We start from the raw sequence: 21,325 nt of genomic DNA, 5'->3' as shown, positions 1-21,325 counted from the left end.
CGCGCTAGTTACCGTTCGGCTCGCCGCCCATGCTCTGGGCCCGCTCCATGAGCTGGTCCACCTGCTCGTTCTCGAAGGTGGTCAGCGCGCCGCCGGTGGTCACCAGCGGGATGATGGTCTGTGAGGCGTCGAAGGTGGCGTTCCCCCAGCCGATGAGGTAGAACGGCGGCTTGTCCTCGATGTTGCCGGTCGTTATCTCGCCGACCAGCGCCTGGAACTCGCGCTGTTCGAGTTCGCAGTTGACGTTCGACAGCTGGTTTATCTGGTTCGCGACCGCCTGGGCGATTTCGACGTCCTTCAGGTAGCGCCCGACCGGCGTCTGGAGGGTGATGGAGACGCCGGCGTGGCCGCTCTCCTCGACGAGCTGTTGGGCGCGTTCGACGTCCTGCGGGTACGGGTTCACGTCCGGGTTGTAGCCGACGAACCCTTCCAGGGTGGGCTGGCCGGTCGGCGCCGCGAACCCCTGGAGGACGTTCTCGATGATGCTGTCCAGGTCGATGGCGAGGTTCATCGCCTGGCGGAACTGCTGGCTGGAGAACGGCTCCACGTCGTAACGCATCGCGTTGAACAGGACGCGCGTGCTCGGCACCGCGGTGAGCGACGCGTTGTCCGCGTTACGGACGCGGTTGACGTCCTGTGGCGGGACGTTGACCGCGATGTCGGTCTCGCCGCTCAACAGCTGGTTGACGCGCGTGCTCGACTCGCTGGCGGACTTGATGGTCAGCCCCTGTGCCGGCGCCGGGTCGCCCCAGTACTCCTCGTTGCGTTCGTAGACGACCTCCACGCCCTCCTGGTAGTTCGCCAGTCTGAACGGGCCGGTGCCGTTCATGTGGGTGTTGATGTACGCGCCGTCGTTCTCCTCGACCCACGACCGCTTCATCACGTCGCAGTAGGTCGCGAACACCGCGAAGACGGTGGGGTTGATGCCGTCGGACATCACCCGGACCGTCGAGTCATCGGGCGCTTCCGCGCCCGTGACCCCCGCCAACTGGTCGCTCTGCGGGCTCGCGAGCCCCCCGACGTCCTCCTGCACGATGCGGTTGATGCTGAACGCGACGTCCTCCGCGGTCAGGTCCCCGCCCTCGTGGAACGTGACGCCGTCCTGGAGCGTGAACTCCACCACGCCGTCCTCGACGCGCTGGTAGTCGGTGGCGAGTTGATTGATGACCTTCCCCTCCGCGTCGCGGGCGAGCACGCCCTCGTACGCCTGGAGCACGATGTTGTCGGTCGGCGTCTCCCGGTGGTCGTGCGGGTCGAGCCCGGAGTCCATCTGGCTCTGCGTGATGGTCACCTCCGAGGAGTCACCCTGCGGCTGGATGGCGTAGCCGTCGATGCGCTCGTCCCGCCGGCCGGTCCACTCGACGTTCGAACTCACCCCGTAGACGCTGTACTGACGGTTGAGGAACACCCACGGCGCCTGGTCGTGCAGCAGCTGGTTCGCCTGCTGGAGGAGGGCCTCGCGGGAGGCCTCGCCGCCGCTGGTCGTCTCCTCGGAGCCCGTGGTCTCGTTGCCGGCGGTCGTCGTCTCGGCGCCGGTCGTCGTCTCGGCGCCGGTCGTCGTCTCCTGTGCGCCGCCTTGGTCGCCGCCGGCACAGCCGGCGACCGCCGCGGCGGCCGTCGTGCCGCCGGCGAACTTCAGGAACGTCCGTCGACTGGTGGTTGGCTCGTCGTCTGCCATGTCCCGTACGTGTGAGGGACAACGTCATATATGCTATGGAGTGCCAACGCAGTCGCTCGGTAGCCATTACCGTGGAGAATTCAGCGTTCAGTAGCTCCGTAGACGCCGATTCCGCCGAGAAGATGGGCGACTCGTCGTGTCGCTCGTCGAGAGCGACGGCTCAGGCCGTCGCGGTCTCGGCGAAGGTGTCGAGGCGGGCCTGCGAGCGGTCGTCCTCGACCCGGCGGAGGCGGGAGGCCGGGAAGGCGTAGCGCTTCGCGCCGGCGGCGTCGACGCCGCCGTCCGCCGAGGGGCGCATCGAGCCGAGGTACACCGCCTCGACGACGGGTTCGTGGCCGCCGTAGTTGGCGTTGGTGTCGTAGTCGGCGACCGTCACGCCGGTCTCCGTCTCGTGTTCGTCCGCCCGGTCGGTCGTCACGCTGGCGACGACGAGCAGGCTCCCGCCCTCGCGGTCGCGGACGAGGTCGCCCGGCGCGACGGCGTGGCGCTCGCACAGCTGGGGGCCGACCGCCTCGGTGGGGACGTGGATGCGGCGGCCGCAGACCGCACAGACGCTCGCGCGCTTGCCCGGCGCCGGGACGCGCCCGGCGTTCACCTCGATGGCGACGCGACGGAGGTGCTTACAGGAGGCGCCGCGGATGGCGTGGTCCGGGCAGGTGCAGTCGCGCTCGTCGAGGTCGACGACGTAGGTGCCGTGTTCGGTCTCGACGACGTAGCGGTCGTCGCGGAGCGGCCGCACGAGCATCGGCTCGACGCGGGCTCTGAGCGACCGGCCGGCGTGCCCGTCCGCCGGGAGGGTGGTCTTGCTGCGGGGGGGTCGTGACGCGGGTGTGTTTCTGGTGTGCGTCATAGTGTTCACTGGGCTTTCACCCAAGCAACGTAGATACGTTCCACAGCTACCTAAACCCTCGTTTCGTATGGAAACCGACGCGTTCGGGGCGCTCGTGCGGAGACTCGTGGCGGAGGTCCCTACCGGAAACGCGACCCGACAGCGGGGGAGCCGATGGGACGGTCGCGTCCCGGTCGACCGGCTGGAAATCTCCGTAGTCGAAGGGTGAGGGGAGCCCCTCGGTCGGCGGCGACGACGGACGAGCCTCGGGGTTTCGAAGTCCTTTTAGTACGTCCGCGGAAAGCGCCGGCCATGAACATCGAAGGGGAGACGCTCCGGGAGATACTCGTCTCGCTGCTCGCCGTGCTGGTCTTCATTGCGGTCATCCTCGCCATCGGCATGACGTACGGGAACCCGCTCACCGGGGTCGGAGGGCTGGCGCTCGTCGGAGCGATCGTCTTCTTCATCCTGCTGATGGCCGGCGTCGGCCTCTTCCTCTCGCGATAGTCGGCTCCGACACTCGTCGCCGTTCGTCACGCTATGGCCGTGTAGCTCGCTCTCCGCCGGAGATTACGACTGCTCGTCCTGCTTCGGGTCCGCACCGGCGACCGCCTCCGCCTCCGCGGCCGCGTCGCGGTCGCCGTCGCCGTCCGCATCGCTGCCGTCGTCGCCGAGGGCGTCCTCGTCGGTCGCGTCGTCGGCGGCGACGCCCTCGCCGGCTTCGTCCGTCTTCGCCTGCCGTGCGTCCCGCCAGTCGGTGTAGGAGTCCTCGTCGGCGGCGGCGAGGCGCTTCTTGTAGTATACCAGCGGGTGGGAGGCGATCTTCCAGTGTTCGTCCTCGTTGTGACAGAGCCCGTAGGCCGCGAGGGTCTCACAGGACGGCGGCGGGTACTGGGTGCCCCGTTCGTCCCGCAGGTACCGAATCTGGTAGCGGATGCCCTCGCGGTCGAGCGAGGAGGCGTCACAGAACGCGAGAATCTCGTCCGTGTCCATCCCGATACCGGTGAGGAAGGCCATCAGGGCGAACCCCTCGTGCGGGGCGAGTCTTACCTCCTCGCGGGCGCGATGGACGAGGTTCGTCATACAGGGCGGGAACAGGTCGGGGACGACCACGTCGATGGAGCCGATACGGCCCCGGTCGGCCAGCAGTCCCCGGAGGGAGTCCAACCCCTCTTCGAGCGCGTCCGCGAGGTCGTCGCCCGCGTCGGTGCCCCGGACCTGGAAGGGGAGTCCCTCCGCGACCCGACGGGCGACCGCCTCGCGGAGCAGTCGGTACAGCTCCTCGCGTTCGACGCGGACCCGACCCTCGGCGAGTTCCCGGTTCACCAGCCGCCAGTCGTCGCCCCAGTTGGGGTCCTGGAGGTCGAGGTATGCGCCGACGCCGACACGGAACCACTGCGGCGTGTCGCCGGCTCGGGCCGACCCCTCGGCGACGACCGTCTCCGCGAGGTCGAACTCGGCGAGCACCTCGTCGAGGGAGACGCCGTCGTTTCCGGTGGAACGAAGGCCGTCGTCGCCGGTCTCCACGTCCGCGCGGATGCGTTCGGCGGCGGTCTCGGCCTCGGCGGCGGCGTACTTCCGGACCGCGGCCTCGGAGTCGAGCAGCGAGACGAGGATACGGGCGATGGGGTAGGAGAGGAGTTCGTCCTGCGCCGACCACTCGCGGGGGGTCTCGGACTCGACGGTTCCGGCGAGCAGGGCGCGCTCGACACGCTCGCGACCGCGTTCGACGGCCGGCGCCTCCTCGGCCACGAGCGACGGGAGCGAGAGCTCGGCGGCCTCGACGGCGTCGCGGGCGACCTCGAAGAACGGGTAGCGGGCGTGTCGCTGTGAAATACGCATGTCGGGGACTCCTGGTGTGCTGGCGCGGTGGTTTCGGTCGGGCGCGGATTAACGTGACGGTCTGTGATGTCGGCGGGGTCGAACGGACGGCGAGTGACGCTGCTGCGGAGCCGCGGCCGCGACCCGGGAACGCCAGGACCCTCGCACGTCTCGGGAGTCCGCTGAACGGCTGTCGGCGCGCGCCGAGTCGCGGTTTGTCGCGTTCGACGTCGTGTGAGGCTCGAAAGGCGAGCGAACCAAACGAGCCTACCCCAGCAACTGCGGCCCGAACAGCAACAGCAGCAACGACACCAGCATCGTCAGCCCGATAGACGTGGTAATCGTCCGGACCAGCGCGTAACGGTCCGAGACGGGCAACCGCGACACCACACCCTCCGCGACCATCCGGAGGATGCGTCCGCCGTCGAGCGGGTAGCCGGGGATGCAGTTGAACAGGCCGAGTTGGAGGTTGATCCAGGCCGTCCAGAACAGCACGTTCGCGAGGAGGAACAGCGGCGTCCCGTCGAACGCTCCGAGCGGCCCCGCGACGGTGTAGAAGTTCGTCACCTCGCCGGTGAACCCGGGGAAGTTGTACGGCAGGCCGATGGTGACGCTCGCGAGCGGCAGGAGCAGCGAGATGACGACGAGCTGGAGGAATCCGCCGCCGGAGCCGCCGACGAGCGGCGCTCCGGGTCCGCCGTCCCCACCGAGGAGCGCGAGGTAGGCGCCGGCGGGGTACTCGTTGATGCCGAAGTCGTCGACGACGAGGCCGCTCGTCCCGTCGAAGGTGCCCGCGACGCCGACCGCGCCGTTCTCGTTCGCCTGCACCTCCCAGGTCCGCCGTTCGCCGTCGACGTAGGCGGTGAGGGTCACCTGCTCGCCGCCCTCCAGTCCGCGGAGCGCCCGGCCGAGGTCGCTCTCGGAGACGACCCGCTCGCCGCCGACGTCCGTGACGACGAAGGCGGTGTCGTTGGGGGCGCCGGCCTCGTGCAGGGGGCTATCGTCCGCGACGCTCGTGACGTAGGCGCCGACCGGGATGGTGGTGTCACCGCGAGAGGTCCGAATCTCGGCGACCGGCCGGTCGGCCACCGCGTCACGGAACTCAGACATCGTCCGGACGCTCGTCCCGTTCACCCCGAGGACGCGAATCGGCCCCTCCGCGGGGTCGACCGAGAGGTTCGCCGGGTTCCCCTGAATCGACCCGAGCACGACGAGCGAGCGGTTCACCGCGACGGTCTCGTTCCCGCCGTCGGCGCGGTCGACCTGTACCGACACCGACTGCGACTGGGCGTCGGCGAGCGCGGTCTGGAGTTCGGTGTTGTTGCCGACGGGGGTTCCGCCGACGCCGACGATGCGGTCGCCGGCGCCGATACCGGCGTCCGCGGCCGGACTCCCGTCGTAGGTGCCGTACACCGCGACACCGGGAGCGACGGAGACCGCGCCAACGACGGGGCCGAAGAGGAGCGCGAAGGCGACGAACGCCAGCGCGAAGTTGTTCGTCACGCCCGCGGCGAACATCCTCGTCCGGGCGCCACGGGAGGCGTTCCGCTGGCTCTCCTCGTCGGGTTCGACGAACGCGCCGATGGGGAGCACGGTGAGTAGAACGAGCCCCATCGACTCGATGTCGATGCGCTCGACGCGACAGAGCAAGCCGTGGCCGCCCTCGTGGACGACGAGGCCGATGAGGAGGCCGAGGACGATTTCGGGCGCCACCGACAGCGGGAGGAAGTCGTTGACGCCGGGGATGACGAGGAAGTTCCGGGGCTGGTTCACCGCGGTGGGAGCGGGCGGGTCCTGCAGGATGGTGAGGCCGCGCCAGACCAACAGGAGGAACGTCCCGAACATCACCACGAGGGCGATACCGACGCCGACGTTGCTCCACGCCCGCCAGAACCGGCGGGGCGTAGCGAGCCAGTTCAACAGCGCCCGGCCACGCTTCGTGTGGACCGTCACGAGCGGTCCCTGAATCCGGACCGCGTCGGGAATCAGCCCCCGAGAGTCGAGAAAGAGGGCGAGCAGCATGAAGACGAGCACCGCCCCCAACACCAGTGTGAGCGGACTGAGCGAGGGGACGCTCTGCAGCAGGGTCATCGCTCCGATAGAGGGGCCGGCCCGGTGAAAGGCGTTCGGGTTCCCGAGAGTCCCCGCGTGCCGGGAGTTCGGCCGTGTCGGCGGCTCCCACGCCGTTCCGGGCCCCACCGACGTTGTCGCCGGAACGTTGAACAGTCGTCTCGACCAACACCACCCAGATGTTCGACGCCCGCCGCTACGAGGTCCGCCAGAAACTCGGGATTCGAACCCGGTACAACGTGTACGAAGAGGGAAAGGACGACCCCATCCTCCAGTCCAAACAGAAGAGCTTCCGTCTGAAGGAGGACTTCCGGTTCACCGACGCCGACACCGGCGAGGAGGCGTTCCGTGTCACGACCGGGAAGATACTCGACATCAACGCCGCCTACGACATCGAGGACTCGCGGACCGGCGAGCCGGTCGGCGCCGTCAAGCGGAGCCTGATGTCCTTTTTCAAACACGAGTACCAGTTGCTCGACCCCGACGGGAACGTCGTCGCGACGATGACCGAAGACAACCACCTGATGGCACTCCTCCGCCGGAAGGTGACGACGCTCGTCCCATTCAACTACGACATCGTCTCGCCGAACGGCGAGAAACTCGGCGACGTGAGCGAGCAGTTCTCCGTCCGCGACAAGTACACCATCGACCTCTACGGCGACGACATCGACCCCCGGCTCGCGGTCATCGGGACCGTGGTCGTGGACGCGATAGAAGGAAACTAACCGACCTTTTTTCGGCCTCGGGTGGCCGCGAAGCGGCCACCGCTCGGCCAAAAAAGCTCGACCAAAAACGGCCGCTCGCTCCCTCCGGTCGCTCACGGTGTGAGACGCTGGCGACTCCGCACCGCCCCGCACCACCACAGCAACCGCACCACCCCGACTCGTGGTCCTTACATACTCCCGTCCCCGACCACCGAGCGGATGAAGACCGCCGTCGAACTCACGCGAAAGGAACGCTCCGTCCTGACGGACGCGCTCGCCTACTACGTCGAGAACCTCGCCGGCGAGGAGCATCTCGAGCGACTGGAGGGCCACCTCGAATCCGCCGAGGAGGAGGGCGTCGTCCGCGTCCAGCCCGGCGAGGAGGAGCTGTTCCGGGACGTGTTCCGGGGGTACGCCCGGGCGTTACAGGAGACCGTCGGCCACGACGGCGCCCCCGAGTCGATGGGGACGTTCTACGAGAGCGTGTTCAAGTCCGTCGTCGAGAAAGTCGAGAGCGCTGGCGGGCAGCGCGCGTTCTGAGCCGAACGAATCGGTGGCGGCCGACTCACGTCACCACACAGAGTTATGACACGGGAGACGGACAGCTACGGACGTGAACCAAACCCGCCGTCGCGTCCTGTTCGGCTCACCGCCGACGAAACGGGGTGTCTTCCTGCTGGGACTCCTCTCGCTGTTCGGCGGCGGACTGCTGCTGTTCGCCCTGTGGATGGAGAACGAGACGGGCGGCGTCGTCGCCGCCGTCGCGCTGCTCGCCGGGGCGACCGCCCTGCTGCTCGCGTGGGCCGACGCCGACGACCGGGTCAACACCCCCGTCGGCCCGCACGCGCTCGTCGGCGTCGGCACCGCAGTCGTCGGTCTCGGCTTCGGACTCGGCTCGGTTGCGACCGGACGTGGGTCGACGCTGGTGCTCGGACTCGCAGCACTCGTCACGCTCCACCACGTCGTCAGAGGGGCGTGGATAGCCCGGACGAAGCCGAGGCTGAGTGATTCGTAGGAAAATCCGGGTCGACGGAGTCGAGGTGAAAGGGGTCCGACCGACCGAGCTACGCCTCGCGCCGGAGCCGCTTCACGACGAACTCCGTGTCGAGTTCGCCGAGGAACGTCCCCAGTCGGGGCCCCTGCGGCTGGTCGAAGAAGAGCCGGTAGCCGGCGCCGAACAGGTCGCCGGTCTCCACGTCGCGGCGCTTCGCCGTCTCGTATATCTCGCCCTGAATCTCCTCGCCGTCGTGGCCGGCTTCGACGAACTCCGCGAGCTCGTCGAGGGCGGCGACGGTCTCCTCGTCGAAGTCGGTCTCGGGGAGGTCGAGCTGGAGCCGGTAGTTGTACTCGTTGTCCATCCGCTCGGCCCAGCGCCGGGCGCGCTCGACGCGCTTCATCGCGTCTTCGACCGCCCACTCGGGCGTGTCGTCGCCGATGTGCCCCTCGTTCCTGGCCATGCGACGGCGCAGGTCGGGGTCGTCGACCATGCCGAGGACGGCCGCGAACGTGTAGGGAAAGCGCACGCGCTCCTCGCGCACCTCGTCGACGAGCATCGGGTACGCCCGCTCGGCGAGCGCGGCGAGGTTCTCGTCTTCCTCCTCCTCGCCGAAGTACACCCGCTCGAAGCGGTCGAACTCGTCGACCAACTGGTCCAGCGTCGAGACGTCGAAGTCCTTCGCGCGCTTGGGGTTGCGCACGAAGAAGTACCGCAGCACCTCGGGTTCGAGCAGGTCGAGCACCTCCTTCACGGTGACGACGTTGCCCGAAGAAGAGGAGAGCGGCTCGCCGTTGAGCGTGAACCACTCGTACACCATCGGGACGGGCGGCTCGATGCCGAAGACGTTCTCGGCGATGTCGACGCCGGAGGGCCACGACCCCTCCGCGTGATCCTTGCCGAAGGGTTCGAAGTCGACGCCGAGAGTCATCCACTGGGCCGGCCACTCGAAGCGCCACATCAGCTTCCCGTCGCGGAACGTGGCGGTGTCCTCGTGGCCGCAGCCCTCGATGTGCTGGCCGCCGGCTTCGAGGCCGGCACAGGTGTAGTCGACCGTCTCGGCCTCGACGTCGTAGCCGGTGATGTTCGTCGTGAGGACGCCGCAGTTCGCACACTGTACCTGGAAGGGGACGTAGTCCTCGTCGACCTTGTCCTGGTACTTCGCGAGGACCTCACGGGCGCGGTCGAGGTGTTCGAACACGTGCCTCACGGCGTCGTCGAAGACGCCCTCGGCGTAGAGTTCGGTGTTCGACTCCATCTCGACGGGGACGCCTATCATCTCGGCACTCTGCTGGAGGAGGTCCGTGAAATGCTCCCCGTAGGAGTCGTGGTCGCCGAAGGGGTCCGGGATGGTAGTGTACGGCTTCCCGAGGTTTCGTCCGAGCGCGCCGGCGTTCACCTCGCCCAACCCGACGATGTTCCAGTCGGCGTCGGCGAGGCTTCGGGGCACCTTCCGGAGCGCGTCCTTGTCGTCGCTGGTGAACACCTGCCGGACTTCGTGGCCGCGCTCTCTGAGCACCTCGGCGACGAAGTAGCCGCGGATTATCTCGTTGAAGTGGCCGAGATGCGGAATCCCGGAGGGCGAGACGCCCCCTTTGATGACGATGGGGTCCTCGGGGTCGCGCGCCTCTACCTCGTCGGCGATGCGGTCCGCCCAGAAGGCGTGACGGGTTTCGCCGGCGTCGTCACCCTCGGCTTCGTCGTCGCCCGTGCTGAGGGTGTGGGGGTCGGCCCCGGCGGGCGTGTCCGCGCCGGCGTCGGTGGTGGTATCGGCGTCCGCGTTGGTGTCGGCGTCGGTCTCTGGTGGGGTGTCGTCGGCGCTCATCGATTCACCGCTGTGCCCAGTAGCTCGGCTCCTCGCCGGCCTCGGGGACGATGTCGGTGCCGGAGTGCTCGCCGCGCAGGACGGCGGACTCGATTCGCTCGGGGTCGGTACCGTCGAGCACGACCGTCCGCATCCCGGCGCGCTCGATGAGCTTCGCCGCGAGGATGTCGACCGGCGCCGAGGAGCCGGCGTCGCGGCTCATCGGGGCGACCACGTCCACCAGTTCGGACGGCGTCATCCCCTCGAACTTCTCCGCGTCGTCGTCGCTGTTGGGGTCGGCGCTGAACACGCCGTCGACGCTCGTCGCGTAGACGAGGAGGTCGGCGTTGACGTACTCGGCGAGTGCAGCCGCGACCGCGTCCGTCGTCTGACCGGCCATCACGCCGCCCATCACGGAGATGTCCCCCCGGCGGATGGCGTTGCCGGCCTCGTTGTACGTGTGTGCCGGCGTCGGGTCCACGCCGCTCGAGATGGCCGCGATGAGCAGGCGGGCGTTGATGCGCGTGACGTCGATGCCGATTTCGTCGAGTTGGACCTCGTTGGCACCGAGGTCGCGGGCCGCGCCGATGTACTTCCGGGCGACGCCCCCGCCGCCGACGACCGCGCCGATGTCACACCCCTCGCGGGCGAGCGACTCGACGACCGCGGCGTGTCCCTCCACTCGCGTGGAGTCGAGGTCCGGCGCGAGCACGCTGCCACCGATAGAAACGACGACTCTCATTGCTCAGGGTTTGCCGCAGGCCGTTCATAAGGGTTGCCAAGTCGCGGACGCGGGCCCACGAGCACGTGTCCGTCGGCGAACACCCAGCGGGCCGGGACCGGAACCCCGACAAGGCTAAACCGGACCGCCCCCGGAGTCGAAGCATGCAGACGCTGGGACTCGTCGGACCCGACGCCGCCGCCCTCGCCGAACGGCTCGTCCCTCGACTCGACGGTCGCGTCGCGACGGTCGAACCGCTCCCCGACCGCGGGGAGGACGCGAGCAGACCGGCCGCACCGGGGCTCGCTCCCGGGTCGGCGGCGGCGGGCGCCTTCGGCGTCGGCCCGGACGGCTCGTGGGTCGGCGCCGGCGAGGACCGCTCGCTCGCCGACACCCTGGACACACTGGCACCCGAGTACGACTACGCCCTGCTCGTCGGCTTCCCCGAGGCCGACGTACCGGCGGTCGTCGTGGGTGGCGACGAGGGTGACGACTCCCCGACCGGCGAGGTCCTCGGACGGGTCCCCGACGCGGGTGGTGCCGACCTCGGCGACCTCACAGAGCGCCTCGACGCGACGGAACCCCACGTTACGCTCGAGTCGCTCGTCCGCCGAGTGAAGGCGTCGCCGCGGGCCGAACGAGCGGGTGCCATCGCGACGTTCACCGGGCGCGTTCGGGCGAAGGACGACGACGGCGACCCCCGGACCACCGCGCTGGCGTTCGAGACGTACGAGGGCGTCGCCGACGACCGGATGGAGACCATCCGGACGGAGTTGACCGACCGGGCGGGCGTCGAGGAAGTCCTCCTCCACCACCGGACCGGGGTCGTCCCCGACGGGGAGGATATCGTCTTCGTCGTCGTCCTCGCCGGCCACCGCGGGGAGGCGTTCCGGGCCGTGGAGGACGGCATCAACCGTCTCAAGGACGAGGTGCCCATCTTCAAGAAGGAGACGACGGTCGAAGACGAGTTCTGGGTTCACGACCGGGACGGGTGAGCGCGGGCGACGGACAACCGGTCGCGAACGTCGAAGTGTAGGGGTTGATACTGCCGGTAAATCGTTGCCAAACCGGCTAGGGTCGCCGGAAATAGGGCGGTATATATTCGGGGCTTATAGTTTCGAATAAAATTCTGAAAAACCGCCGTAAAACGTCTTCGGCCTCCTGAGAGCCTCGTGAAAGGTACGATTTTCGTCGATTTAGGCTAAACGAAGACGAACTCCACCTAACCTTCCTCCGTTTATATACTCCTATCTGCCATGGACGGAATCGAGGTGACACGCAATGAGCGCAACCGCACAACCCGCCGCTGACAGCCTCTCCACGGACGAGCTCACAAAGGAAGACCGTCTCAAGCAGTTCCTGCTCGCGAAGGCACAGGACGGAGAGATGTACTTCAAGAGCAAGTTCATCGCCGACGAGGTCGGCCTCTCCGCGAAGGAGATCGGCGCCCTGATGGTGAAGCTCCGGGACTCGGCCACGGAGCTGACCATCGAAAAGTGGTCGTACACGAGTGCGACCACGTGGCGGATCGAGTCCGCCGACGCGACAGCGTAGTCGAGCCTCGACGACCGCGAAAACACAACCCACACGCGAACACAACCCCCACACGCCCACCGGTCCCCGCGCCTCGCGCTCATCCGGTGGTGCCCCATGACACTCGCCGGCCGGGCCGCCGCGACTCGTCGTCGCAGGCCATGCACCCTCTGTGCGGCCCGGCTCGCGTGCCATCCTCCTCCCCCACCGCGTTCGATTCCGTGAGCGACTGCGCCGTGTGTTCGACGGCGGCTTCCCCCGACCGCCCACACCGCGCGATTCCGGCGGTACGCGGCGCCGTCACCGGACTTATACGGACCCGACCCGTAGCCCGGGCCGATGGATTCCCGCGACGCGTCGACCGAACGTCCCCCGGTCGAGGCGCTCTCCTCGGTCTTTCACCTCCGGGACGTTCGACGCGACGGCGACCGCGTGCTCTACTACGGCGAGGCGCTCGTCCCCGAGAAGGCGCTCGTCCGCGAGGTGTGGTCGACGTTCCGGAACGCCGGCTACGAGATTCGTCTCGCTCGGTCACAGGGCGGCATCGACGTGCTCGTCGCGAAGCCGGTCGACAACGAACTCGACGGGGTCCCCTGGAAGAACGTCGTCCTGTTCCTACTGACGGTCGCCTCGACGCTGTTCGTCGGCGCGACCGCCTGGTACTACATCCCCATCGACACCATCACGTCCAACCCGCTGGCGGCGCTCGAAGCCTGGCCGTTCACCGTCTCGGTTCTGGGCGTGCTCCTCACTCACGAACTCGGCCACTACGCGATGGCCCGCTACCACGGGGTCGACGTGTCCCTCCCCTACGTCATCCCGTTCATCCTCCCGTTCGGGACGATGGGCGCCATCATCCGAATGCGGGGGCGGATGCCCGACCGCCGAGCGCTGTTCGACATCGGGGTCGCCGGCCCGCTGGCGGGGCTCGCCGCGACGGTCGTCGTCACCGTCGTCGGCCTCCTGCTCGACCCCATGCGCGTCCCGGAGTGGGTCACGGCCGGCACCGGCGAGGTAATCGTCTTCCACAACCCGCCGCTGCTGGACCTGCTGGCGTGGCTCCTCGGCCAGCCGACCGAGTATCCGGGGAACCTCACCGTCCACCCCGTCATCATCGGCGGCTGGGTCGGGATGTTCTTCACCGTGCTCAACCTGCTCCCCGTCGGCCAACTCGACGGCGGCCACATGGTGCGAGCGATGCTCGGCGAACGCCAGGAGTCGGTGGCCGTCGCCGTCCCCGTCGTCCTGTTCGCCCTCTCCGGCTACCTCTACTACGTCCGCGACCTCGGCCTCAACGAGTCGGTCGGCCTCTGGGCGTTCTGGGGGCTGTTCTCCACGTTCATCGCCTTCAACGGCCCCGCCCACCCCGTCGACGAGAGCCCGCTCGACGCGCGCCGGATGGCGGTCGGCCTGCTCACCTTCGGGTTGGGGCTCATGTGTTTCATGCTCGTCCCCATCTCGGTCGGCACCTGAGCCGTCCCCGGCGTCCCCTTCGTCCCCCGCTTCCTACCCCGAGTGCGTGAACCCGCGGTCCGGGAGGGGCTCGCCGTCGGCGACGACTCCCGCACTCGACTCTGTCACCGACCCGACCCGCGTTATCGGCGTCGGCGACGCCTCCTTCGCCCGTTCGAGCGCCGCTTCGGGGACCGTGAACACCAGTTCGAAGTCCTCGCCGAAGTGCGCCGCGAGTTCGCGCCGGTCGGCCTCGTTCCCGGCCGCGTCGGCGACGCTGGGGTCGACCGGCAGGGCCTCCCATCCGACTCGGAACCCGCAGTCGCTCGCCTCGGCGAGCTGGTGGAGCGACCGGGCGAGGCCGTCGCTCGAGTCCATCATCGCAGTCGCGTGCGGGGCGAGCGCCCGGCCGGCGGCGACGCGGGGTTCGAACCGGAACAGGTCGTTCGCGCGGTCGGCCTCCCCGCGTTCGAACAGCCGGAGGGCGGCGGCGCTCCGGCCGAGAGTGCCCGTGACACAGACCGCGTCGCCCGGTTCGGCGCCCGACCGAAGCACGGGGTCGGCGTCGCCGAGACTGCCGAGTGCGGTCGTGGCGACGGTGAACTCCCGGTGTTCGTCGAGGTCGCCGCCGACGTACTCGGCGTCGACGGCGGCACAGACGTCGCGCGCGCCGCGGAGGAAGTCGCCCAGGTCGGTCTCGTCGAAGCTCGGCGCGGCGTAGATGGCGACGGCGGCCGTCGCGGCGGCGCCCATCGCGGCCACGTCGGAGAGGGAGGCGCCGACGGCCCGCCAGCCGGCCGTGTATCGGGTCGTCCCCGCCGGGAAGTCCGTCGTCTCGTGGAGCATGTCGGTCGTGACGACGGTCCCGTCGAGGACCGCGGCGTCGTCGCCGGCGTGGGGAAGGTCGCCCGCGAGCAGGCGCAGGGCGGCCCGTTCGTCCATACCGCGGGGTTCCCCCGGGACGTGCGTAAAGTCACCGGGATTCGGGCGGGTGAAGTCGGAAGGGCGCGACGCCACGAGTCACCACGTCTCGACGAGACCGTCGCGGACGTCCTCGACACACCCCTCGCAGTCGGGGTGACCGGCCTCGAAACAGGCGGGTCGGCCCTCGTCGTCGACCGCGGCCGCCCGCCGTTCGGCGTAGCGCCGACAGACGAGCCGGAGCCGGCCCTCTTCGTCCCGCGGCAGGTCGGCTGGCACTGCCGACGCGTCGTCGCCTCGACCCTCCCGGTAGGCGCGTTTCGACTCCTCGTACTGGCGCCCGACGTTGCGGAAGGTGGTGCGAACGAACCGTCGCAGCCGCTCGTCCATGCTCGGGGGTTCGGCCGTCCGCCTCATAGCTTCGTTGCACGCGGCGCCGGGCCACCCGTGTGCGGGCGAGAATAGGCGACGGGGTTAAGTTCCGAACGGTCGGAGGTCCTCCCGAACAGAGCTGTATGGTGCCCACCCAGGATTTCCCAGACCACGCGTTCCGGGTCGCGACGTTCAACATCCGGTACGACACGCCCGCGGACGGGGACCGTTCGTGGGACCACCGCAAGGACCGCGTCGCGAGTCTCCTACGCTTTCACCGACCGGACGTGGTCGGCCTGCAGGAACCCCTCGCACACCAGTACGACTTCCTCCGCGAACGACTGCCGGAGTTCGACTGGAACGGCGTCGGCCGGGTCGACGGCGCTCGCGAGGGGGAGTTCAACCCCATCGCCGCCCGGTCGAACCAGTTCGCCGTCGCCGACGGCGGGACGCACTGGCTCTCCGAAGCCCCCGGCGAACCCGGGAGCATGGCCTGGGACGCCTCCCACCCGCGGCTGGTCACGTGGGTCGAACTCCGAGGCCCCGGCGGGCGGTCGTGCTACCACTTCAACACCCACTTCTCCCACCGGAGCGAGCACGCCCGCGTCGAGAGCGCCCACCTCGTCCGCGAGTTGGTCGCGGAGGTCGCCGACGGGACCCCCGCGCTCGTCACCGGCGACCTGAACTGCGTCGAGGGGTCGGAGCCGTACGCCGTCCTCACCGACCGGGACGGACCGGGCAGGCAGCTCCACGACGCCTTCCGCGCCGCCGGCGAGTACCACCATGGCCCGCACGTGACGTTCAACCGCTTCGAGGGCGACCCGGACCGAAAGATCGACTACGTGTTCGCGACCGAGGGCGTCTCCGTCCACCAGCACGGCGTCGTCGCCGAGTGCTGGGAGGGGCCACCCTCGTCCGACCACATGCCCGTCATGGCCGACGTCTCGCTCGACTAATCCCTCCCTCTCCCCGCTCGGAGATTCACTTTCACTCGCTCGACCCCGAGCCAGCGACAAGCGGCAGCCCTGGCCGCTACATCGGCCGAAAACGTTCGCTGTGACCCGCCTTCGACCGCCCCCCTGTACCGGGTCTCGGGGCCGTGAGACGCCCACGTTCACTTTCACCCCGGTGGCGGAATTTTAAATACGGGTAGGCACCAACCACGGTATGCCTCCCATCGAAAACAAGGCGGAGGCAGCCCGACTATGACAGACCTGCGACAACACGCTGAGGAGATCGCGGAACAGTTCTCGGACCACTTGGACGTAACCCCCGACGAGGTCGAGGAGCGCCTGGAGAACCTCGTCGAGGAGTACCGCGTCCCCGTCGACGAGGCGCGACGGAGCGTCGTCAACAGCTACCTCGACGACGCCGGCCTCGAACGCGACGCAATCCGCGCGGGCGGCTCCGGCGGCGGCCTCGTCGAGGTCGCGACCATCGACGAGGACGAGGCCTGGGTCGACCTGAAGGCGAAGGTCGTCGACCTCTGGGACCCCGGCCACGAGTCCATCGCACAGGTGGGCCTGCTGGGCGACGAGTCCGGCACCATCAAGTTCGTCGCCTTCCAGACCTCCGAGCTCCCGAAGCTCGAGGAGGGCGCCGTCTACAGCCTGAAGAACGTCGTCACCGACGAGTACCAGGGGAACTACTCGGTGAAGCTCAACCGCACGACCGACATCGCCGAACTCGACGAGGACATCGAGGTCGGCGACGACTCGACCGAGGTCGAGGGCGCGCTGGTCGACATCCAGTCCGGCTCCGGCCTCATCAAGCGCTGCCCCGAGGAGGACTGCACGCGCGTCCTCCAGAACGGCCGCTGTTCGGAGCACGGCAGCGTCGAAGGCGAGTTCGACCTGCGCATCAAGGGCGTCCTCGACGACGGTGGCGAGGTCCACGAGGTCATCTTCGACAAAGAGACGACCGAGGAGCTCACCGGCGTCACGCTGGAGGACGCGAAGCAGCAGGCGATGGACGCGCTCGACACGACCGTCGTCGCCGACGAGATGCGGGCGTCCGTCCTCGGGCGCTACTACCGCGTCGCCGGGCCGACGCTCGGCCGGTACGTGCTCGTCAACGAGTTCGAACTGCTGGACGGACCCGCAGACGCCGAGTCCGCCCTGATTAAAGCGAGGTCGATCTAAAATGAGTCAGTCAGTCCCCACCCGAGAGGTCGCACGACGCGTGTTCGCAGAGGAGTTCAACGACGCCGGCTACACGTTCAAGGAGTCCGACGACGAGCGCGCACCCGTCTACGCGCTGCTCCCCACCGGGGAGCGTGCGAACCGCGTGTTCCTCGTCGGCACCCTCACCGAGAAGGAGGACGTGGGCGAGGACAGCGAGTACTGGCGGGGTCGCATCGTCGACCCGACGGGGACGTTCTTCGTCTACGCCGGCCAGTACCAGCCCGAGGCCGCCAGCGCGCTCCGCGAACTGGAGCCGCCGGCCTACGTCGCCGTGGTCGGGAAGCCCCGCACCTACGAGACGGACGACGGCCAGGTGAACGTCTCCGTGAGACCGGAGTCCATCACCCAGGTCGACGCCGCGACGCGCAACCGCTGGGTCGTCGAGACCGCGGAGCGCACGCTCGAACGCGTCGGCGCGTTCGAGGACGAGGGCAACGAGTACGCCCGCATGGCTCGCGAGCACTACGACCTGCCCGTCGACGGCTACAAGAGCGCGGCCGTCGCCGCGCTGGAGGGCCTCGAAGAGACCGACGAGCTCGCCCCCGAGGCGTAAGTCGGACTCGCGGGCGACACGGTCGTCCTTCGCGGCAGTCGACGACCACGGCCCGTCGTCGTGACGGGCCGGGACCACCGTCGGAGAGCCGTCGCTGTCGAACCGAGCGGCTAACAACGTACGTTCCGCCTCCGTACCGGCGTTGACCGCCGACGCGGCCGAAAAGCGCCCGGGTGCTGGAACACCCGACCGCGGGGGCGGTACCTGGATGAGATACGAAGCCCAATGAACGCTGAACGCGTAATCGCACAAGAAGGTACCGACGAGACGAGCAAGCGGACCGACGAGAGCCACGGGTCCGAGACGAACGACTCCGACCCCGGCGAGGTCACCGGTCCCCACTTCGGCCGCGACGAGCAGGGGCAGTTCGACCACCGTTTCTGGCGCTGTGCGGCCTGCGGGTTCGAGAGCATCGACCCGCGGCTCCAGTGGGGCTGTTTTCGGTGTGCGGACGACGCGGATGCGGACGCGGCCGCCGACGGCGACTCGGCCGACACCGACCCCCGCGACCGGAGGCGCGCCGATGCCGACTGAGGACAGTTCCCCGAGCGCCGGCTGGCGCGAGGTGTACGACGCGATGGGCGCCGACCCGGGCGACGGAGACGACCTCCGCGCAGACGGCTACGGCGAGATTCGGGTCCCCGAGGCCTGCCCCGACTGCGGGGCGATTCCCGGCGTCGAGGGCGGCGACCTCTGCTGTGAGGGTCGCGGCGGGGTAGGTGCCGGGTCGAACGCCGACCCGGACGCCGGCGACGACACGGACACCTAGTTCGGTTCGCCGTCGCCCCCGTCCCCGACCGCGTCCCGCACCCGCTTCTCGACGACGCCCTCGCCGACCAGCGACGCGACCGCGTCCATGTCCGCGTCGTGCGGTCGGTCGGCGTCGAGCGCCGGGACGACCTCCCGAACCACCGCGTAGGCCGCGCCGGTGCCCGGCCCGTGGGCGAGGTCGTCGTCGACGAACTCCGCGGCTTGGGCGCCACAGAGCAGTTCGACGGCGACGACCTTCCGAGCGCGGCGGACCGTCCGCCGGAACGCGTACGCCGCCGTCGCGCTCATGCTCACGTGGTCCTCCTGTCCGCCCGAGACGGGCGTGTTGTCCGTCGCCGCGCGGCCCTCGCTCCGGCACTCGTTCACCAGCGAGGCGGCGGTGTACTGGGGAATCATGTACCCCGAGCGGACGCCGCTCTCGGGGGTGAGGAAGGGCGGGAGGTGGTCCTCCTGCAGGTTGGGGTTCGTCAGCCGGTCGACGCGCCGCTCCGAGATGGCCGCGAGGTCGGTGAGCGCGGCGACCGCGTAGTCGAAGCGGTGGGCCAGCGGCGCGCCGTGGAAGTTGCCGCCGGAGATGACCGCCGCGGCGTCGGTGCCGCTGGCGCGGTCGTCGACCGCGTCGCGGGGAAACACGAGCGGGTTGTCGGTGGCGCTGTTCAACTCGACTTCGACCGCGTCGCGTAGATGGGAAACCGCGTCGCGCGCGGCGCCGTGGACCTGCGGCAGACACCGGAGCGAGTAGGCGTCCTGGACGCGGTCGCAGTTGCGGTGGGACTCGACGATTTCGGAGCCGGCCGTGAGCCGCTTCACGTGCGCGGCGACCCGTCTCTGGCCCGAGTGGGGCCGGAGGTCGTGCAGCGCCGGGTCGCAGGAGGCGGTCGTCCCCATGGTCACCTCGGTGGTGAGCGCGCCGGCGACGTCGACGGCGTGGAGCACGCGCTCCGCGTCGTGGACGGCGAGGGCCGCGAGGCCGACTGTCAACTGCGTGCCGTTGATGAGCGCCAGCCCTTCCTTCGCGCGGAGGGTCAGCGGTTCGAGGCCGGCGCGGGCGAGTGCCTCGTCGCCCGGGAGGCGCTCCGAACCAGCGTCCGAGTCGACGACCGCCTCGCCCTCACCCAGCAGGACGAGCATCGCGTGGGCCAGCGGCGCGAGGTCCCCGGACGCCCCGAGGCTGCCCCTGGAGCGGACCACCGGGTGGACCCCCTCGTCGAGCATCGTCACGAGGTGGTCGACGACGACCTCCCTGATTCCGGAGTACCCCTTGACGAGGGCGTTGATACGAGTGACGAGCAGGGCGCGGACCTCCTCGCGAGCCAGTTCGCGCTCGGCGCCGGCAGCGTGGCTCCGGACGAGGTTGGTCTGGAGTTCGTCGACGCGCTCCTTCGGGATGGACTCGTCGACGAGTTCGCCGAACCCGGTGTTGACGCCGTAGACGGCCTCGTCGCTGTCGAGGATGTCCTCGATTCGCTCGCGGGAGTCGCGGACCGCCTCGCGTGCCGCGTCGGCGACCGCGACGGTGGCGTCCTCGCGGGCGACGCGGACCACCGCTTCGACAGTGAGGCTGTCGCCGTCGAGGACGACGGGGTCGTCGCTCTCGACGTCGGCGTCGTCCGTCGGGGCGCCGGCTCCCGAACCCGGCTCACCCATGGACGACCTCCGTGCGGCCGTGAACGAGTCGTCCGTCCTTGAGTACCGCCTCGACCGGGTTGACGCCGAAGTTGTACGGGACGTGGACGTGCGAGGGCGCGTCGAGTACACAGAGGTCGCCAGGCGTCCCCTGCCGGAGGGTGCCCCGCCCGTCGTCGCGGTCGATTGCGAGCGCGCCGTTCCGCGTGGCGCCGACGAGTGCCTCGGCGGGCGTCATCCCCATGCCGACGCAGGCCAACGCGACCGCGAACGGCATGCTCTGGGAGTAGCAGTTCGGGTTGAGGTCGGTGGCGACGGCGACCGGCGCGCCCCTGTCGAGGAACGGGTCGGGGTCGGCGTAGTCGGCGCCGAGCGAGAACGCCGTGCCGGGCAGGAGCACGGGCACGACGCCGGCGTCGACGAGCGCCTCCGCGTCCTCGTCGGTCGCGTGGAGCAGGTGGTCCGCGCTCGCGGCGCCGACCTCCGCGGCGAGTCGTGCCCCGCCGAGGTGGACGAACTCCTCGGCGTGGACCTTCGGGGTGAGTCCGTGTTCGCGCCCGGCTTCGAGCACCCGCCGCGACCCCTCGACGGAGAAGACGCCCTCCTCGCAGAACACGTCGCAGAACTCGGCGACGCCCTGTTTCGCTACTGCGGGGAGCTGTTCCTCGACGACCTCGTCGACGTAGTCGTCGGCGTCGCGGCCCTCGGGCACGGCGTGAGCGCCCATGAACGTCGCCACCACGTCGACGGGGTGCTGGTCGTCGGCTCTGCGGACGGCCCCCAACATCGCCAACTCGGTCTCCGTGTCGAGACCGTATCCCGACTTCACCTCGACGGTCGTCGTCCCGTACGAGAGCATCGTGTCGAGTTGTTGGAGCAGGTTCGCGAGAAGCGCGTCGGGGTCGGCCTCACGAACGGCCCGGACGGTTCGGAGGATGCCGCCGCCCTCGGCGAGAATCTCCTGGTAGGTCTTCCCGCGGAGCTTCGCGGCGAACTCGTCCGCGCGGTCGCCGGCGAACAGCGCGTGGGTGTGGCTGTCGACGAACCCCGGAATCACCGCCTTCCCGCGGGCGTCGAGCGCCACGTCGGCCTCGGCGGGGTCGTACTCGCTCGTGACCGCGTCTGTGGGGCCGACCGCCGCGACCGCGCCGTCGACGACGGCGACGGCCGCGTCCTCGTGGGTTCGAAGCGCGCCCGACTCGTCGACGACCGCCACCTCGGCGGCGTCGTGGACGACCGCGAGGTGGTGGTCGCCGTGGGGGGAGTCACCGTGTGAGTGGTCGCCATGAGGTG

Annotated in this window: 22 protein-coding genes; 12 read left to right on the top strand and 10 right to left on the bottom strand. The window is 69.4% G+C overall.

Translation table 11 applies throughout. The features are described from left to right. Positions 1-4 precede the first annotated feature (4 nt). Together N5095_RS04580 and N5095_RS04575 are read right to left on the bottom strand one after the other, a co-directional pair. A complete protein-coding gene (locus N5095_RS04580; RefSeq protein ID WP_267621552.1) occupies positions 5-1,678 on the bottom strand; it encodes an ABC transporter substrate-binding protein in 1,674 nt (557 codons plus the stop codon). 160 nt (positions 1,679-1,838) lie between these two features. After that, on the bottom strand, positions 1,839-2,528 hold the full coding sequence (locus tag N5095_RS04575) for an SWIM zinc finger family protein (RefSeq protein ID WP_267621551.1): 690 nt from the start codon (positions 2,526-2,528) through the stop codon (positions 1,839-1,841). Between the two features lie 291 nt (positions 2,529-2,819). Here N5095_RS04575 and N5095_RS04570 point away from each other — a divergent pair, with 291 nt between their 5' ends. Next, on the top strand, positions 2,820-3,014 hold the full coding sequence (locus N5095_RS04570; RefSeq protein WP_267621550.1) for a DUF7472 family protein: 195 nt from the start codon (positions 2,820-2,822) through the stop codon (positions 3,012-3,014). A 63-nt stretch (positions 3,015-3,077) separates the two neighbouring features. Here N5095_RS04570 and N5095_RS04565 read toward each other — a convergent pair whose 3' ends face one another. Together N5095_RS04565 and N5095_RS04560 are read right to left on the bottom strand one after the other, a co-directional pair. Continuing rightward, positions 3,078-4,349 carry a DNA primase large subunit PriL gene (locus N5095_RS04565; RefSeq protein ID WP_267621549.1) on the bottom strand — a complete coding sequence of 424 codons (1,272 nt, stop codon included), beginning with the start codon at positions 4,347-4,349 and terminating at the stop codon, positions 3,078-3,080. Between the two features lie 246 nt (positions 4,350-4,595). Further along, positions 4,596-6,419, bottom strand: coding sequence for a site-2 protease family protein (locus N5095_RS04560; protein ID WP_267621548.1), 1,824 nt, complete (start codon positions 6,417-6,419; stop codon positions 4,596-4,598). A gap of 158 nt (positions 6,420-6,577) precedes the next feature. Between N5095_RS04560 and N5095_RS04555 the strand changes: the two genes are divergently transcribed. The 3 genes from N5095_RS04555 to N5095_RS04545 all read left to right on the top strand — a co-directional run bounded on the left by N5095_RS04555 (position 6,578) and on the right by N5095_RS04545 (position 8,117). Next, positions 6,578-7,123 carry an LURP-one-related family protein gene (locus N5095_RS04555; protein WP_267621547.1) on the top strand — a complete coding sequence of 182 codons (546 nt, stop codon included), beginning with the start codon at positions 6,578-6,580 and terminating at the stop codon, positions 7,121-7,123. Positions 7,124-7,321: 198 nt separating this feature from the next. Then, positions 7,322-7,642, top strand: a complete 321-nt coding sequence (locus N5095_RS04550; RefSeq protein WP_267621546.1) for a hypothetical protein — start codon at positions 7,322-7,324, stop codon at positions 7,640-7,642. A 73-nt stretch (positions 7,643-7,715) separates the two neighbouring features. Then, positions 7,716-8,117, top strand: coding sequence for a hypothetical protein (locus tag N5095_RS04545; protein ID WP_267621545.1), 402 nt, complete (start codon positions 7,716-7,718; stop codon positions 8,115-8,117). A gap of 49 nt (positions 8,118-8,166) precedes the next feature. On the opposite strand, the gene lysS is transcribed toward N5095_RS04545, so the two are convergent. Both lysS and pyrH read right to left on the bottom strand, forming a co-directional pair. After that, positions 8,167-9,921 carry a lysine--tRNA ligase gene (gene lysS, locus N5095_RS04540; RefSeq protein ID WP_267621544.1) on the bottom strand — a complete coding sequence of 585 codons (1,755 nt, stop codon included), beginning with the start codon at positions 9,919-9,921 and terminating at the stop codon, positions 8,167-8,169. Positions 9,922-9,925: 4 nt separating this feature from the next. Next, positions 9,926-10,642 carry a UMP kinase gene (pyrH, locus tag N5095_RS04535; RefSeq protein WP_267621543.1) on the bottom strand — a complete coding sequence of 239 codons (717 nt, stop codon included), beginning with the start codon at positions 10,640-10,642 and terminating at the stop codon, positions 9,926-9,928. Between the two features lie 143 nt (positions 10,643-10,785). Between pyrH and N5095_RS04530 the strand changes: the two genes are divergently transcribed. The 3 genes from N5095_RS04530 to N5095_RS04520 all read left to right on the top strand — a co-directional run bounded on the left by N5095_RS04530 (position 10,786) and on the right by N5095_RS04520 (position 13,627). Further along, the gene (locus N5095_RS04530; protein WP_267621542.1) at positions 10,786-11,616 is read left to right on the top strand and encodes a molybdopterin synthase; all 831 of its coding nucleotides are present in this window, start codon (positions 10,786-10,788) and stop codon (positions 11,614-11,616) included. Between the two features lie 286 nt (positions 11,617-11,902). Beyond that, positions 11,903-12,175 (top strand): DUF7123 family protein, encoded by a 273-nt coding sequence (locus tag N5095_RS04525; protein ID WP_267621541.1) that lies wholly within the window; start codon positions 11,903-11,905, stop codon positions 12,173-12,175. A 318-nt stretch (positions 12,176-12,493) separates the two neighbouring features. Then, entirely contained in the window at positions 12,494-13,627 is a 1,134-nt protein-coding gene (locus N5095_RS04520) for a site-2 protease family protein (RefSeq protein WP_267621540.1), read from the top strand. A 33-nt stretch (positions 13,628-13,660) separates the two neighbouring features. Here the strand turns inward: N5095_RS04520 and thiL are convergent, their stop codons facing one another. Further along, entirely contained in the window at positions 13,661-14,548 is an 888-nt protein-coding gene (gene thiL, locus N5095_RS04515) for a thiamine-phosphate kinase (RefSeq protein WP_267621538.1), read from the bottom strand. Positions 14,549-14,626: 78 nt separating this feature from the next. Next, positions 14,627-14,917, bottom strand: coding sequence for a DUF7091 family protein (locus N5095_RS04510; RefSeq protein ID WP_267621536.1), 291 nt, complete (start codon positions 14,915-14,917; stop codon positions 14,627-14,629). 125 nt (positions 14,918-15,042) lie between these two features. On the opposite strand from N5095_RS04510, the gene N5095_RS04505 reads away from it, so the two are divergent. The 5 genes from N5095_RS04505 to N5095_RS04485 all read left to right on the top strand — a co-directional run bounded on the left by N5095_RS04505 (position 15,043) and on the right by N5095_RS04485 (position 18,404). Beyond that, positions 15,043-15,855, top strand: coding sequence for an endonuclease/exonuclease/phosphatase family protein (locus N5095_RS04505; protein ID WP_267621533.1), 813 nt, complete (start codon positions 15,043-15,045; stop codon positions 15,853-15,855). A gap of 249 nt (positions 15,856-16,104) precedes the next feature. Continuing rightward, the gene (locus tag N5095_RS04500) at positions 16,105-17,040 is read left to right on the top strand and encodes a replication factor A (protein ID WP_267621531.1); all 936 of its coding nucleotides are present in this window, start codon (positions 16,105-16,107) and stop codon (positions 17,038-17,040) included. Position 17,041: 1 nt separating this feature from the next. Next, complete coding sequence (locus N5095_RS04495) at positions 17,042-17,635, top strand: RPA family protein (RefSeq protein ID WP_267621529.1); 594 nt, start codon at positions 17,042-17,044, stop codon at positions 17,633-17,635. A 225-nt stretch (positions 17,636-17,860) separates the two neighbouring features. After that, positions 17,861-18,169: a DUF8118 domain-containing protein gene (locus tag N5095_RS04490; protein ID WP_267621527.1), complete on the top strand. Its 309-nt coding sequence runs from the start codon at positions 17,861-17,863 to the stop codon at positions 18,167-18,169. Beyond that, the gene (locus tag N5095_RS04485) at positions 18,159-18,404 is read left to right on the top strand and encodes a hypothetical protein (RefSeq protein WP_267621525.1); all 246 of its coding nucleotides are present in this window, start codon (positions 18,159-18,161) and stop codon (positions 18,402-18,404) included. Before N5095_RS04490 ends, N5095_RS04485 begins: the two co-directional genes overlap by 11 nt. Here the strand turns inward: N5095_RS04485 and hutH are convergent. Together hutH and hutI are read right to left on the bottom strand one after the other, a co-directional pair. Beyond that, positions 18,401-20,053, bottom strand: coding sequence for a histidine ammonia-lyase (gene hutH / locus N5095_RS04480; RefSeq protein ID WP_267621523.1), 1,653 nt, complete (start codon positions 20,051-20,053; stop codon positions 18,401-18,403). The genes N5095_RS04485 and hutH overlap by 4 nt on opposite strands. Further along, the gene (gene hutI / locus N5095_RS04475) at positions 20,046-21,248 is read right to left on the bottom strand and encodes an imidazolonepropionase (RefSeq protein WP_267623004.1); all 1,203 of its coding nucleotides are present in this window, start codon (positions 21,246-21,248) and stop codon (positions 20,046-20,048) included. The genes hutH and hutI overlap by 8 nt, the downstream gene beginning before the upstream one ends. Positions 21,249-21,325: the final 77 nt, after the last annotated feature.

Origin of the sequence: Halobium salinum (assembly GCF_026586625.1) — an archaeon.
Lineage (GTDB): Archaea > Halobacteriota > Halobacteria > Halobacteriales > Haloferacaceae > Halobium > Halobium salinum.
Note: the sequence above shows the minus strand (reverse complement) of the source record. Positions and strands in the feature narration are given on the sequence as shown.

What these genes read in the sequence shown, in the direction of transcription:
- N5095_RS04580 (WP_267621552.1), bottom strand. Translation starts at nt 1,678, where the DNA reads ATGGCAGACGACGAGCCAACCACCAGTCGACGGACGTTCCTGAAGTTC.
- N5095_RS04575 (WP_267621551.1), bottom strand. Translation starts at nt 2,528, where the DNA reads ATGACGCACACCAGAAACACACCCGCGTCACGACCCCCCCGCAGCAAG.
- N5095_RS04570 (WP_267621550.1), top strand. Translation starts at nt 2,820, where the DNA reads ATGAACATCGAAGGGGAGACGCTCCGGGAGATACTCGTCTCGCTGCTC.
- N5095_RS04565 (WP_267621549.1), bottom strand. Translation starts at nt 4,349, where the DNA reads ATGCGTATTTCACAGCGACACGCCCGCTACCCGTTCTTCGAGGTCGCC.
- N5095_RS04560 (WP_267621548.1), bottom strand. Translation starts at nt 6,419, where the DNA reads ATGACCCTGCTGCAGAGCGTCCCCTCGCTCAGTCCGCTCACACTGGTG.
- N5095_RS04555 (WP_267621547.1), top strand. Translation starts at nt 6,578, where the DNA reads ATGTTCGACGCCCGCCGCTACGAGGTCCGCCAGAAACTCGGGATTCGA.
- N5095_RS04550 (WP_267621546.1), top strand. Translation starts at nt 7,322, where the DNA reads ATGAAGACCGCCGTCGAACTCACGCGAAAGGAACGCTCCGTCCTGACG.
- lysS (WP_267621544.1), bottom strand. Translation starts at nt 9,921, where the DNA reads ATGAGCGCCGACGACACCCCACCAGAGACCGACGCCGACACCAACGCG.
- pyrH (WP_267621543.1), bottom strand. Translation starts at nt 10,642, where the DNA reads ATGAGAGTCGTCGTTTCTATCGGTGGCAGCGTGCTCGCGCCGGACCTC.
- N5095_RS04530 (WP_267621542.1), top strand. Translation starts at nt 10,786, where the DNA reads ATGCAGACGCTGGGACTCGTCGGACCCGACGCCGCCGCCCTCGCCGAA.
- N5095_RS04525 (WP_267621541.1), top strand. Translation starts at nt 11,903, where the DNA reads ATGAGCGCAACCGCACAACCCGCCGCTGACAGCCTCTCCACGGACGAG.
- N5095_RS04520 (WP_267621540.1), top strand. Translation starts at nt 12,494, where the DNA reads ATGGATTCCCGCGACGCGTCGACCGAACGTCCCCCGGTCGAGGCGCTC.
- thiL (WP_267621538.1), bottom strand. Translation starts at nt 14,548, where the DNA reads ATGGACGAACGGGCCGCCCTGCGCCTGCTCGCGGGCGACCTTCCCCAC.
- N5095_RS04510 (WP_267621536.1), bottom strand. Translation starts at nt 14,917, where the DNA reads ATGGACGAGCGGCTGCGACGGTTCGTTCGCACCACCTTCCGCAACGTC.
- N5095_RS04505 (WP_267621533.1), top strand. Translation starts at nt 15,043, where the DNA reads ATGGTGCCCACCCAGGATTTCCCAGACCACGCGTTCCGGGTCGCGACG.
- N5095_RS04500 (WP_267621531.1), top strand. Translation starts at nt 16,105, where the DNA reads ATGACAGACCTGCGACAACACGCTGAGGAGATCGCGGAACAGTTCTCG.
- N5095_RS04495 (WP_267621529.1), top strand. Translation starts at nt 17,042, where the DNA reads ATGAGTCAGTCAGTCCCCACCCGAGAGGTCGCACGACGCGTGTTCGCA.
- N5095_RS04490 (WP_267621527.1), top strand. Translation starts at nt 17,861, where the DNA reads ATGAACGCTGAACGCGTAATCGCACAAGAAGGTACCGACGAGACGAGC.
- N5095_RS04485 (WP_267621525.1), top strand. Translation starts at nt 18,159, where the DNA reads ATGCCGACTGAGGACAGTTCCCCGAGCGCCGGCTGGCGCGAGGTGTAC.
- hutH (WP_267621523.1), bottom strand. Translation starts at nt 20,053, where the DNA reads ATGGGTGAGCCGGGTTCGGGAGCCGGCGCCCCGACGGACGACGCCGAC.